A 13,108-nucleotide genomic window follows, 5' to 3' on the forward strand; every position below is an offset into this window, starting at 1 on the left:
ACAGTGCTTCTTAAAAAAGAGCTCCGCGCATGCGGAGCTCATGGCCAATCAGACAGTATATTTCTCAGCCTCAAAAATGCCTGCCGCCGCCTCGCGTTTTTTCTGAATCACGTTTTTAGGCGTTACGCGTGTCAGCTTGCGCAGAGCGGAAAGCATCATGCGGAGTGAATCTCCTTCTTCCATTGCGATAAGGGATTCCTTCGCATGCGCTTCAATTTCGTTAAAGGCCTCTTGAACGAAAATTTCTGTGTACAGCACCTTTTGCGCGGCTTTTTCAGCGCCTTGTGCTGCAATGGCCTTTTCCGTTCTGAGCACGGCTGATTCCATTGCGTATACATTGCTGACGATATCCGCTACGTTCACGAGAATTTCTTGCTCACGATCGATCGCTTTTCCGTATTTTTGCGCGGCTAGGCCGGCAGCAAACAACGCAATTTTTTTGGCTTGCTTGACGATATATTTCTCCTGCTCTAAGACGCCGCTTCCAGGCTCTTCAGGCATAAGCATCATGAGTTCTTCCTGCAGCGACTGCGCTTTTTCGAATAAAGGCAGCTCGCCTTTAAGCGCTTTTTTCAGGAAGGTGCTTGGCACGATTAACCGGTTGATTTCGTTTGTGCCTTCAAAAATCCGATTGATCCTTGAATCCCTATAGGCCCTTTCTACTTCGTACTCCTGCATAAAACCGTAGCCTCCATGAATCTGCACGCCTTCATCAACGATATAATCAAGCGTTTCAGAGCCGAATACCTTATTCAGAGAGCATTCGATGGCGTATTCCGCAATCGATTTGGCGATTTGCCGGCCGTCCTTGAGATCTTCGGCCGTGAACTGGCTCATATTGTCTTCAAACAGCCCGACGGTTCTGTATACAGAGCTTTCCATCGCATACAGCCTGGAGGCCATTGTCCCGATTTTTTCCTGTGTCAATGAAAAACCAGCAATCGGCGTTTTAAATTGGCGGCGCTGATTTGCGTATGCCGCAGACAGCTCGATGACGCGTTTAGATGCGCCGATTGTGCCAACCGCCAGTTTGTAACGGCCGATGTTTAAAATATTAAAGGCGATGACATGCCCTTTGCCGATTTCTCCGAGCAGGTTTTCCTTTGGCACTTCAGCTTGATCCAGAATGAGGGTTCTTGTCGATGATCCCTTGATTCCCATTTTCTTTTCTTCCGGTCCCGTGGAGACACCCGGGAACTCTTTTTCTACAATAAAGGCTGAAAACTTGTCGCCGTCTACCTTGGCGTAAACCACAAATACATCGGCAAAAGCAGAGTTGGTAATCCACTGTTTTTCCCCTGTTAATACATAATGGGTTCCTGCTTCATTCAGCACAGCTGTTGTTTTTGCTCCAAGTGCATCAGACCCAGAGCCAGGCTCAGTCAGAGCATAAGCGGCGATCTTTTCGCCTGAAGCGAGTCCAGGCAAATATTTTTTCTTTTGTTCTTCTGACCCGAAAAAGACGATCGGCAAGGAACCGATACCGACATGCGCGCCATAAGAAAGAGAAAAGCTTCCCGCACGCGAAAATTTCTCAGTGATGAGTGCCGAGCTGATTTTATCAAGGCCGAGCCCGCCGTATTCTTCCGGCACATCGGCGCCAAGCAGCCCTAGTTCGCCCGCTTTCTTCAACAGTCTGACAGAATGCTCGAATTGATGGTTTTCGATATCATCTATATGAGGGAGAACATCTTGCTCGATGTAATCCTCTGTTGTTTTCGCAATCATTTTATGCTCGTCAGTGAAATCCTCCGGTGTATACATTTGATCGTATGTGACATCCTCGATTAAAAATCCGCCGCCTTTTTGTACGTCAGCCGCTTTTTTTGCCATTTGTTTTTCCCCCTTTAGCATAATTCAAATACACCGGCCGCTCCCATTCCGCCGCCGATACACATGGTCACGACTCCAAATTGCTCGTTTCTCCGTTTCATTTCATGGATGAGTGAGAGTGTAAGCTTTGTGCCCGTACAGCCAAGCGGGTGTCCAAGCGCGATTGCGCCCCCGTTGACATTCACTTTTTCTTCATCAATTCCCAATTCCCTGATTACTTGAATGGCCTGTGAGGCAAAAGCTTCATTCAGTTCAAACAAGCCGATGTCCTGCAGCTGAAGTCCGGCAAGCTTCAAAGCGCGCGGAATCGCTTCCACCGGTCCGATTCCCATGACTTCCGGCGGCACGCCGCCTACTGCAAAGGAACGGAATTTCACAAGCGGGGCCAGGCCAAGAGCATCGGCTTTTTCCCGGTCCATCAGCATGACAGCCGCCGCTCCGTCACTTGTCTGCGAGGAATTGCCCGCAGTCACCGTCCCGTCAACGGAAAAGGCCGGGCGCAATGTCGATAAGATGTCTGCAGTCGTTTGCGGGCGAACACCTTCATCCTGAGAAAACACAAACTGTTTTTCCATAGGCTTATGGTCTTCTCCGATTTCTGTCACCGTCACTTCTACGGGTACAATTTCATCTTTAAATTTTCCTTCTGCAAGGGCTTTAGCAGCGTTTTGGTGGCTGCGAACGGCAAACGCGTCTTGATCCTCACGGGAGACGCCGTATTTTTTCGCGACTTGCTCGGCTGTGTGGCCCATGCTCATATAATATTCCGGTGCCTTTTCTGCCAAAGCAAGGTTCGGACGGGTAACATGCCCCATCATCGGAACTTGCGACATGGATTCTGCTCCGCCGGCGATCGCTGTATCGTAGGCGCCCAGCATAATTTTTTCTGCTGCATATGCAATAGACTGAAGGCCTGAAGAGCAATAACGGTTAACTGTAATCGCCGGAACCGTGTACGGCAGGCCCGCGAGCGCACCGATATTTCTCGCCATATTAAGCCCCTGCTCCGCTTCAGGCGTTGCACAGCCAATAATCAAATCGTCAATATTGCCTTCGTAGCCGCCTGCCCGTTTCAGTGTCTCTTTTACACAAATCGCTCCCAAATCATCCGGGCGAACGGTGGCCAACGATCCTTTTTTTGCTTTTCCAACCGGTGTTCTTGCACCTGACACAATGACTGCCTCTTTCATAAGCTCCCTCCTAATTCCGTAAAGGTTTACCTTTCACAAGCATATGCTGCATTCTCGCTTGAGATTTTGCCTCTCCCGCCAAACTCAAAAACGCTTCTCTTTCGATCTCCAATAAATACTCTTCATCAACCTCTGTACCGAACGGCACTTTTCCGCCCGCAATGACAAAAGCGAGTTTTTTCGCGATCTTGAAATCATGCTCAGATATATAGCCGGACAGCTTCATCTGCTCAGCGCCAAGCAAGAGTGCCGCATAACCGGTTTCTCCCGGCACCTTGACCTTTTCTTTTACAGGCGGCCGCCAGCCGGTATCGTATAAAGATGCGGCCAGCTGCTTCGCATCGTATAACAGGTGGTCTTGATTCACGCTGATCTGATCCGTTTCTTTTAAGATGTTCATCTCACGAGCCTCTTGAGCGGAAGCGGACACTTTCGCCATCGCGATTGTTTCAAATGTTTTCATTGCCGCATTCATCGGATCATGGCCGCGGCGAAGATGGTTGATGTACAGCTCTTTGTTACCTCCTCCGCCAGGGATGAGGCCGACACCGGATTCCACAAGTCCCATATAGGCTTCGCTTGCCGCTTGAATGCGCGCCGCCGGCAGGCATGCTTCCGTTCCTCCGCCGAGCGTCATGCCAAAAGGCGCGGCGACGACCGGTTTCGCACTGTATTTGATCTTCATCATCGTCTCCTGAAAACGGCGGATCACAAAATCAACTTCCAAAAAGTTGTCATCTTGGACTTCCATTAAGATCATGGCGAGATTCGCGCCGACGCAGAAATTTTTCCCTTGATTGCCGATGACAAGCCCCTTGTAATTCCGTTCTGTTTCCTCTAATCCTTTGTGGATCATTTGAATGATATCAAGGCCGATCGCATTGCTTTTCGAATGAAATTCAAGAAGGGCCACATCATCTCCAAGGTCAATTAAGCTTGCTCCGCTGTTTTTCGCAATCACGCCTTTTGTTTCTTTAAGTGCTTGTAAATGAATTCGTTTTTTGTTTTCTTTCACGGCTCTGTATTCGCCGCGGTCATAATAAAATACCGTTCCGTTCTCTTTGATGTAGAAGGTTTCATTTCCTTTGTCCAGCATCTCTTTTATCCAGCCAGGCATATCTGCTCCAAGCTGCTCAAGCTTTTCCGCTGACTGCTTGAGGCCGATGGCGTCCCACATCTCAAAAGGTCCCAGTTCCCAGCCGAATCCCCACTTCATGGCTTGGTCAATCGCATGAATATCATCGGCAATCTCGCCAAGCAGCTCGGCTGAGTAAAGCAGGGTTTGAGATGTGATATTCCACAGCAATCGGCCGGCTCTGTCATCCGAATAAATAAGCGCTTTCATTTTGGCTTTTGTCCCTTTTGCCTGTTTTGCCGCTTCAAGTGCCGGTGTTTTCATTTTTGTCCGCTCGCCGTAAGTAAGCGTCACTGGGTCAAGCTCATAAATCGTTTTTCCTTCTTTTTTATAAAAGCCTTGGCCGGCCTTACTTCCGATCCACCCTTTTTCCAGCATATCGTTCATGAAGCTTGGAAGGCGAAACACTTCTTTTTCATCGCCATCAGCTTTGTCATACACATTTCGGGCAACGTGGGCGAATGTATCGAGACCGACCACATCAAGCGTTCTAAAGGTAGCGCTTTTCGGCCTGCCGATCAGCGGTCCTGTGATCGAATCAACCTCCCCGACCTGATAGCCGCCTTTCAGCATTTCTTGGACTGTCACGAGAAGCCCGTAAGTCCCGATGCGGTTTGCGATAAAGTTCGGTGTGTCCTTTGCTGTAACAACGCCTTTCCCGAGGACATTTTCTCCGAAAGCTGTCATAAACTTTAAAATATCAGGATCCGTTTCCTTAATCGGAATGATCTCCAGCAGCTTTAAATAGCGTGCGGGATTAAAAAAATGCGTTCCGAGAAAATGGGCTTTAAAATCATCCGACCGGCCTTCAGCCATTTCCTGCACTGATATGCCGGATGTGTTGCTTGAGACGATGCTTCCAGTCTTTCGATGTTCATCCACAAGAGCGAAAATTTTCTTTTTGACTTCAAGGTTTTCGACAACGACCTCAATAATCCAATCTGCTTCTTTCAGTTTTTCTGCATCATCCTCCAGATTGCCAGGTGTAATATAGGAGGTATTTTTCGCTGATGTGAGGGGAGCGGGCTTTTGTTTCAGCAGTTTTTTCATCGCCTGCCGGCTCAGCCTGCTGCGCACCTCCGGACTGTCCTTCGTCAGCCCCTTTTTTTCCTCTTCCTTTGTCAAATCGTTCGGCACAATATCTAGCAGCAGGACAGGAATTCCGATGTTAGCCAAATGCGCCGCTATCCCGGAACCCATTACCCCCGATCCTAAAACGGCTGCCTTCCGAATGTGTTTGTGCATGAGATATCCTCCTTGAACATTGAATGAATAGTCATTCATTTTTTGGCTAAAAAAAATGAAACCCGTTTCTTCTTTCATCTTAAAAGATTTCCGGTTCGACTTCAATAGCTAATTTGTTATTTTTTTGTATGAAGCCTATAAAAGTCGGGCAACTTAAGCCTGGAGGTGAAGGGAATGGTACGAGAGAAAAAAAATCCGTCTTCAGCGGCAGTCAGCGCGGCGAGCGTAAAGGGAGATGCCGGTCCGACTCAGCATTACGGTGGCGGAAAACGGACAAGTCAAAATCAGCAGTATAAAAAACATAACATGGAACAATCATAATGCAGCTGCTTCCCGCGGCTGCTTTCACTTTTTCAAAATTCCTTTTAACACAAACGCTGCATTGGCAGGCCGTTCGGCAATTCTTCTCATAAAGTAGCTGAACCAGTCCGTTCCATATGGGACATACACACGCATTCTGTAGCCTTCCTTGGCGAGTTCCTTTTGACGCTCCGGCCTGATGCCGTATAGCATTTGAAACTCAAATTGCGACGCGGGGATTTGATGTTCGGCGACGAGCTGTTTCGTAAATTCAATGATGTCATCGTCATGTGTGGCGACAGCCGTGTAGTTCCCGCTTAACAACTGCAGCTTTATTAAGCTCTGAAAATGAAGGTCCGTGCCTCTTTTGTCGGGAAACGCTACAGCCGCAGATTCTTTATAAGCGCCTTTTACAAGTCTGAGATTCGGCTTTAAGTCCCGCATCTTTCTGATATCTTCTGCCGCCCGGTACAAATACGCCTGAATGACCGTGCCGAGCTTCTCAAATTCCTGTTTGCATTGCCTGTAAATAGAAAGTGTCTGTTCATAATGAGAATAGTCTTCCATATCAATGGTCACAGCAACATCATATTGCTTCGCAACGGAAAGAATGGCGCGCAAATGAGTAAGAGCAAGTTCTTCTGAAAGATCGAGCCCGATTGAGGTCAGCTTAAGTGAAAGCTCTGAATTCAATTGATGTTCGGCAATGGCTTGAATGGCTTTCTTGCATTCCTCTGCGACTTGGTTTGCTTCTTTTTCCGAAGCTGCATACTCGCCTAAATAATCAATTGTTGCACACAAACCGGATCTGTTTAGCCTTTTGACGGTCTTAACCGCCGATTCAATCGTATCCCCTGCGACAAACCTTCGTGCTCCAAGCCGCGTTCCGTATGCTTTTGCGAACTTGGTAAGTGTTTTATTTTGAGATAAGAATAAAAACACATGTCTCAACATCCGACTCCCTCCCGCCGTCATCTTCAAAACACCTGTATATAACTCCCAGTCTGAAGGAAACTATAAAATGAACAGAAACCAAAGGAGGATCACAATGGATAATCAGCAGCAATCTCAAATGCCGCCTTCCGTTATTTCGACAAAGGATCATTTGTATCTCAATGACATGCTGAACTGGAATTTGCTCGCGATGAAAAAAGCGCATTTCATGGCGCAGCAGTGCCAGGATCAAACGTTAAAGCAAGAACTCGACCGCGTCGGACACATGCATCATGATCACTATCAAAGAATATTAAAGCACCTGCAGCCAGGCCAGCAGCAGTCCGGCTACATCCAATAAGGAGGCGCCAGAATGAATCAGCAAAATCAAAAAATCAGCAACCCGCAGACACCTGTACCGACAACATCGGAAATGAATGACAGAGATTTCGTCAACGAATTGCTGACAACCGAAAAATACATGACAACAGCTTATTGCACTGCCTTGCACGAATTCAGCCACGAGTCTCTTTATCAGGATATTCAATCCATTTTTGATGAGTCACAAAAAGCGCAAAGAAAACTATATGATCTCATGTTCCAATATGGATGGTATTCTGTTGAAGCGGAGGATTCACAAAAGCTGCAGCAGTCCTATCAAAAATTCCAGCAGACCATTCAGCAGCAGTCTCCTTATCAGCAATAACAACATTAGTAAAAAGGATACGATGTTCTTTCGGGCATCTATCCTTTTTTTGTGTAAAATCAGTTGACTTTTCATTTACGCTTATTTATATTTAATAAGCATTAACTATTTTGTCATTTAAATATATATACAGTGTATGTAACAGAGGGGAAATGAATATGAAGAGTGCGGATCAGTTAATGTCCGATATTCAATTATCGCTTCAGGCGCTCTTTCAAAAGATACAGCCTGAAATGCTGGAAAGCATGGAGAAACAAGGTGTCACCCCAGCGCAGCTGTTTGTGCTGGCCAGCCTAAAGAAACACGGCAGCCTCAAAGTTTCTGAAATTGCCGAGCGTATGGAGGTGAAGCCAAGCGCGGTGACGCTGATGGCAGATCGCCTTGAACAAAAAAATCTTATCGCCAGAACACACAACACAAAAGACAGGCGAGTGATTGATCTCAGTCTTACTGACGAAGGAGACAGAAAGTTCGAGGAGGTTTTGGCAGGCAGAAAGGCCATTATGGCGCGCTATCTTTCCTTTTTGACGGAGGAGGAGATGCTGCAGGCGGCGCATATTACAGCAAAGCTCGCACAAGCAGCAGAAACGGATGAAAAGCAAAACATGAAAAGAGGAAACGGATGAAAATGAGTAAAGAAGGCAAACAATCAAAACGAACGTTATTAATAACAGGCTTAATTATTGCCATGTTTTTTTCAGCCCTTGACGGTACCATTGTCGGAACGGCCATGCCGAAAATTGTCGGTGATCTGGGCGGTTTGAGCATGATGACCTGGCTGACAACTGCATATTTGTTAACATCAACAACCATTGTTCCAATTGCCGGTAAACTGGCTGATTTATTGGGACGCCGCATTGTCTATGTATCAGGTTTGATTATTTTTATGGCCGCTTCTGCTTTGTGCGGAATGGCCAACAACATGACGGAATTGATTATCTTCCGTGGACTGCAGGGCATCGGCGGAGGCATCATGATGCCGATGGCGATGATTGTCATCGGTGACTTGTTCACAGGAAAACAGCGTGCTAAATTCCAAGGTGTCTTTGGCGCAATTTACGGGCTGGCTTCAGTGATTGGGCCGCAAATCGGCGGCTGGATTGTAGACTCGTTAAACTGGAAATGGGTTTTCTATATTAACCTGCCAGTCGGAATTATTGCGGTTATTTTTATTGCCAGAGGATTACAGGGACGCCAGCAGACTGGTCCGATCAACTTCGATATCGCTGGTATTTTCACAATGATTGTCGGTGTGGTCAGCCTCCTGCTCGCCTTAAGCTTTGGCGGAAAAGATTATGCATGGGATTCATGGCAGATTCTTGGGTTGTTCGCTCTCGCACTGATCGGCATTGTCAGCTTTATCATCGTAGAATCAAAAGCAAAAGAGCCAATCCTGCCAATGTATTTATTTAAAAACAGAACATTTACATTTCTAAACTTGATCGGCTTCTTTATGAGTATCGGTATGTTTGGCGCCATTACGTTTGTTCCTTTCTTTATGCAGGGAATTGTCGGTGTAAGTGCGTCTGAATCGGGTACAATTATGACACCGATGATGATTTCTATGATTATTACAAGTATCATCGGCGGACAGCTTGTTTATAAAATCGGGATTAAACCGCAAATCATTGCAGGCATGCTGGTTATGGCCGGCGGATTCCTGCTGTTAACGACCTTGGATCTCGACACGAGTAAGCTTGTCGCTACATCTTTTATGGCGATTATTGGTCTGGGAATGGGTCTTGTTATGCCGATTCTGACATTGGCTTTACAGGAAAGCTTTTCGAAGGAGGAGCTGGGAGTTGTCACTTCATCCAGCCAATTCTTCCGTTCTATCGGCGGAACATTCGGCATTACCATGCTGGGAGCCGTAATGAATGCGAGATCAGGAAATCTATTAACAGATAAATTGGTTCCATATTTAGACTCTCTTCCGGCACAGGCAAGCTCGTTTGCCGCCCAGCTAAAGGGTATGATTGATACAAATCCGCAAGGGCTGCTGCAATCACTGTTCAGTCCGGACGCGGTCAAACAAATCCCTGCGGCTTTCTCATCCCATATTGTGCCGATTTTAAAAACATCGTTGATGGATTCGCTCCACAGCGTGTTTTATACGGGCCTGATCTTTATCGCAGTCGGAGCCGTATTCACCTTGTTCTTAAAACCTATCAAGCTATCAAATAAGAAAACGGAAGACCAACAAGAAAAAGAGAAGGCGGCAAAAGCCGTTGAATCACCTTCCCATTAATAGAGCACCCCGCGGGTATCAATCCGCGGGGTTTTTTATTCAATCATCTGGGCTCTTCCATTTCCGAAAGACCAATCCTCAGCCTGATTTCCGGCCAGCATGATAAACACATCTTCTTTTCTTACACCAAGCTCGGAATGAATCCGGCTCGCGATTGAGCGGTAAAGTGCTTTTTTCTGTTCAGTTGTTCTTGACTGTTTCAGTGTAAAATGAATGTATATCAGTTCATCAGTACGCTCGACTTGGAGATAAAATGGATCATAAAAAAATTCGCTTTTTTCATATTGTCTGATGACTTGGAAATAGTCATCTTCCGGCACATTGATTTCTTCAATCATCGATTGGTGGATAGTCCTGCTCAGTTTTTGAAGCCACGCTTCGCTTCTTCCCGACCGTAAATGAATCTGTACAAATGGCATCTCCCCGCATCCCTTTCTTTACAGCGTCTGTCCGCTGTCAATTGTGATAATTTGGCCTGTGAGTGATTCCTGTTCAATTAGTGAACAAATCAATTTGGCAACATCATCTGGTTCAGCAATACACTGCAGCGGCAAAGAGCCGATCATGCTTTTCATTTTTTCTTCCCGTCCGGCCCACCATCTCGTTGCCACAGCTCCTGGTGCTACACCGCTCACTCTGATTTCAGGCGCTAAGGCGTGGGCCAATGATTTCGTTAAACCGTGCACCGCTGATTTTGATACTGCGTAAGGCATAGATGAGCCGACACCAGTTATCCCTGCGATGCTGCCGACGTTTACGATCGCCCCGGCCTTGCTTTTCTTCATGAACGGAACCACTGCTCTCGCGCAAAAAAACATCCCTTTCACATTGACGGCATACAGCTCATCCCATATGTCTTCTGTCGCAGCCTCAAGATTATCCATTAGAATATGCCGTGTAATGCTGGCATTGTTGACTAAAACATCAATCGGGCCGTATGTTTTCACGATTGTTTGAACCATATCCTGCACGTCGCTGTTTTTGGATACATCTGCTTGGATGGCGAAGGCTTGCCCGCCAGCTTTTCGAATCTTTTCCACTGTTTCCTCCGCTTCTGATTGCGAGCGTGAATAATTCACCGCCACAATCGCCCCGCGCTTTGCCAATTCCATACTGGCTGCTTTTCCGATTCCTGTGCCGCCCCCCGTTACGAGAGCTATTTTGTTCAAGACATTCATTGCCGCCACTCCTTGCTGTTGACTAAAGTATATTTCTGATTCCATTGTAATCCAGCTTTGATGTTACGTATAATGATTGTTAAAGATACTAGATATCACTTAGATTGATAGCAAACGAACGGAGGAGTTCAAAATGGAAAGCGGAGATTTACGTGTGTTTCAAATGGTAGCTCGTGAAGGAACCATTACGAAAGCAGCCCTGCAGCTTGGCTATGTACAATCGAATGTCACGGCCAGAATTCAGCAATTGGAAGCTGAGCTGGGTACCACACTGTTTTTGCGCCATAATCGGGGCATGACACTTTCTGCAAGCGGAAAATTGCTGCTGGACTACGCAAATAAAATTATCGGCCTGCTTGATGAAGCGTCTAAAGCGCTCTCATCCTCCGCAGAACCAAGCGGGCCGCTTATGATCGGCTCCACTCAGACAACCGCCGCGGTAAGGCTTCCAAAGCTCCTGGCATCTTATTATGAAGAACATCCAAACGTCCAGCTATCTTTAACAACAGGACATACGCAATTTCTCCTTGATAAAGTTCTTCGTTATGAATTGGATGGCGCGTTTATCGGATGCGAATGCCATCATCCTGAGCTCGAATCCTATCCTGCGTTTGAGGAAGAACCAGTAGTTGTTTCGGCTGCCTCCGTGCCCGATGTTGAGGAAGCCATCACAAAGCCGATTCTCGTTTACAGCACAGGCTGTTCGTATCGAGAAACACTTGAAAAATGGCTGCGCTCCGTCGGTGTCACACAGCCGGTCATTATGGAATTTGGGACGCTTGAAGCAATTATCGGCGGGGTTACAGCAGGTCTTGGCATCTCGTTGCTGCCAAGAACGGTTGTGCAGAAACATGAAGCAGAAGGATCAATTCGATTGTACCCGCTGCCTGAAGCGCTCAGCCAGATGAAAACAGAGTTTATTGTTCGAAAAGATTCGTTTATCAGCAGCGCGCTGAGAACCTTTATGGATTCCTTTACGCCAGATAAAACGGCTGAATCACAAAAAAGCAGTCTGCTATAATGTACAGACTGCTTTTTGGCTATTGTTTGTTTCGATGCGCTTCATTTAATTCCTTAATATGCTGAATGATCTCTTTAATGCCCTGCTTTGCGTCGGGGTATGTCGCATTCCAATGCTTAGCGAGCGGTGGCATGCTCTTGGCTATATGCGTGTACAAAATCCATTGCTTCACTTCTTCTTTTAGCTCATCGTTTGTCTCACCAAGCAGAAGCTCAGTATACTTCTCCAGCAATCCATCCAGCTGCTCCTGAAGTTTTTGTTCCATTTGCCATCTTCCTTTCGAAAAAACAGCAAGGAGCTTTCTCAATTGAAAGCTCCTTCGCTGCGTTATTTATCCATGTGATGTGAAAGCCGCTTCCTGGACAATGCATCTGCCCCTGCCATGAGGAATGCAAAGAGGCGTTCCGAAGAGCGGGTCCTGTGTAACCTGACAGTTCATAGAAAACACATTTTGCACAAGATCACAAGTGATGACCTCTTCCGGACGGCCTTCTGCATAAATCCGTTTATCTTTTATGGCCACAAGATGATGCGCATAGCGGCACGCCAAGTTTAAGTCATGGAGAACCATAACAATCGTCCGGTCTTCCTTTTCATTCAGCTCAAACAGCAAATCAAGAATTTCAATTTGATGCGTCATGTCTAAATACGTCGTCGGCTCGTCAAGAAGGATGATATCCGTTTCCTGGGCAAGCGTCATCGCAATCCAAGCCCGCTGGCGCTGTCCGCCTGACAAAGAATCAACGGCACGGTCAGCCATGTCCTCAAGCTTTGTTGCTTTAAGCGCTCTCTCAACTGCTTCCTCATCCTCTTTTGACCACTGCTTCAGCCAGTTTTGGTAAGGATATCTTCCTTGCTTCACCAGCTGATGCACCGTCAGCCCCTCTGGAGCCGAAGGACCTTGGGGCAGGATTGCGAGCTCTTTTGCGACTTCCTTCGTCGGAAGCTTGGCAATGGCTCTTCCTTCCAGCAGCACTGAACCGCCTCTCGGCTTCATCAGGCGCGCTAATGAACGTAAAAGTGTCGATTTTCCGCAGCCATTGCTGCCAATAAATACGGTAATTTCACCTTTGGGAATTGTTAAATTCAACTCATCAATAATAACGGCATCCCCGTATCCTAAGCTCAGCGTTTCTGTAGAAATTGCACTCATACCCATAACCGCTCCTTTTTGCTGGCTTTTAGCAGCACTATGTATTGCACGTTTTCTATATACATGCTTTTAAGTCAATTGTCATCAATGCAAGTGATTCCGATATTCAGCCATTTGATATGGTCATATATCCCTCATTGTAGCAGAAAACACTGACTTTGAAAAT

14 protein-coding genes are annotated in these 13,108 nt (G+C 46.7%); 6 read left to right on the forward strand and 8 right to left on the reverse strand.

Features of this window, described 5'->3' with window-relative positions; all coding sequences use genetic code 11:
- Positions 1–48 precede the first annotated feature (48 nt).
- From fadE to MHI44_RS07195, 3 genes are read right to left on the reverse strand one after another with little or no spacing between them, the layout of a single operon-like run.
- Positions 49–1,833: an acyl-CoA dehydrogenase FadE gene (gene fadE, locus MHI44_RS07185; RefSeq protein WP_003244094.1), complete on the reverse strand. Its 1,785-nt coding sequence runs from the start codon at positions 1,831–1,833 to the stop codon at positions 49–51.
- A 14-nt stretch (positions 1,834–1,847) separates the two neighbouring features.
- On the reverse strand, positions 1,848–3,023 hold the full coding sequence (locus tag MHI44_RS07190) for an acetyl-CoA C-acyltransferase (RefSeq protein ID WP_003228574.1): 1,176 nt from the start codon (positions 3,021–3,023) through the stop codon (positions 1,848–1,850).
- Between the two features lie 10 nt (positions 3,024–3,033).
- Entirely contained in the window at positions 3,034–5,403 is a 2,370-nt protein-coding gene (locus tag MHI44_RS07195; RefSeq protein ID WP_339203216.1) for a 3-hydroxyacyl-CoA dehydrogenase NAD-binding domain-containing protein, read from the reverse strand.
- A 174-nt stretch (positions 5,404–5,577) separates the two neighbouring features.
- Here MHI44_RS07195 and MHI44_RS07200 point away from each other — a divergent pair, with 174 nt between their 5' ends.
- Positions 5,578–5,724: a YuzL family protein gene (locus tag MHI44_RS07200; RefSeq protein WP_003240817.1), complete on the forward strand. Its 147-nt coding sequence runs from the start codon at positions 5,578–5,580 to the stop codon at positions 5,722–5,724.
- Positions 5,725–5,748: 24 nt separating this feature from the next.
- On the opposite strand, the gene MHI44_RS07205 is transcribed toward MHI44_RS07200, so the two are convergent.
- A complete protein-coding gene (locus MHI44_RS07205; RefSeq protein ID WP_042974694.1) occupies positions 5,749–6,657 on the reverse strand; it encodes a proline dehydrogenase in 909 nt (302 codons plus the stop codon).
- Positions 6,658–6,751: 94 nt separating this feature from the next.
- Between MHI44_RS07205 and MHI44_RS07210 the strand changes: the two genes are divergently transcribed.
- The 4 genes from MHI44_RS07210 (at position 6,752) to mdtP (ending at position 9,590) form a co-directional block, all read left to right on the forward strand.
- Positions 6,752–6,997 (forward strand): hypothetical protein, encoded by a 246-nt coding sequence (locus MHI44_RS07210; RefSeq protein ID WP_003228567.1) that lies wholly within the window; start codon positions 6,752–6,754, stop codon positions 6,995–6,997.
- A gap of 12 nt (positions 6,998–7,009) precedes the next feature.
- Positions 7,010–7,342 (forward strand): spore coat protein, encoded by a 333-nt coding sequence (locus MHI44_RS07215; protein WP_003228564.1) that lies wholly within the window; start codon positions 7,010–7,012, stop codon positions 7,340–7,342.
- 158 nt (positions 7,343–7,500) lie between these two features.
- Positions 7,501–7,968: a MarR family transcriptional regulator MdtR gene (gene mdtR / locus MHI44_RS07220; RefSeq protein WP_015251263.1), complete on the forward strand. Its 468-nt coding sequence runs from the start codon at positions 7,501–7,503 to the stop codon at positions 7,966–7,968.
- A complete protein-coding gene (mdtP, locus tag MHI44_RS07225; RefSeq protein ID WP_014480801.1) occupies positions 7,965–9,590 on the forward strand; it encodes a multidrug efflux MFS transporter MdtP in 1,626 nt (541 codons plus the stop codon). Before mdtR ends, mdtP begins: the two co-directional genes overlap by 4 nt.
- A gap of 35 nt (positions 9,591–9,625) precedes the next feature.
- Here mdtP and MHI44_RS07230 read toward each other — a convergent pair whose 3' ends face one another.
- Positions 9,626–10,009 (reverse strand): tautomerase family protein, encoded by a 384-nt coding sequence (locus MHI44_RS07230; protein ID WP_015483672.1) that lies wholly within the window; start codon positions 10,007–10,009, stop codon positions 9,626–9,628.
- A gap of 18 nt (positions 10,010–10,027) precedes the next feature.
- Complete coding sequence (locus MHI44_RS07235; RefSeq protein WP_213379897.1) at positions 10,028–10,768, reverse strand: SDR family NAD(P)-dependent oxidoreductase; 741 nt, start codon at positions 10,766–10,768, stop codon at positions 10,028–10,030.
- A gap of 133 nt (positions 10,769–10,901) precedes the next feature.
- Here MHI44_RS07235 and MHI44_RS07240 point away from each other — a divergent pair, with 133 nt between their 5' ends.
- Positions 10,902–11,789 (forward strand): LysR family transcriptional regulator, encoded by an 888-nt coding sequence (locus MHI44_RS07240; protein WP_015714676.1) that lies wholly within the window; start codon positions 10,902–10,904, stop codon positions 11,787–11,789.
- Between the two features lie 19 nt (positions 11,790–11,808).
- Here MHI44_RS07240 and MHI44_RS07245 read toward each other — a convergent pair whose 3' ends face one another.
- Both MHI44_RS07245 and MHI44_RS07250 read right to left on the reverse strand, forming a co-directional pair.
- A complete protein-coding gene (locus tag MHI44_RS07245) occupies positions 11,809–12,096 on the reverse strand; it encodes a YusU family protein (protein ID WP_021480568.1) in 288 nt (95 codons plus the stop codon).
- Positions 12,097–12,120: 24 nt separating this feature from the next.
- Positions 12,121–12,948 (reverse strand): ABC transporter ATP-binding protein, encoded by an 828-nt coding sequence (locus tag MHI44_RS07250; RefSeq protein WP_010886609.1) that lies wholly within the window; start codon positions 12,946–12,948, stop codon positions 12,121–12,123.
- Between the last annotated feature and the right edge of the window lie 160 nt (positions 12,949–13,108).

It is taken from the genome of Bacillus sp. FSL K6-1366 (genome assembly GCF_037976695.1).
Classification (GTDB): Bacteria; Bacillota; Bacilli; order Bacillales; family Bacillaceae; genus Bacillus; species Bacillus subtilis.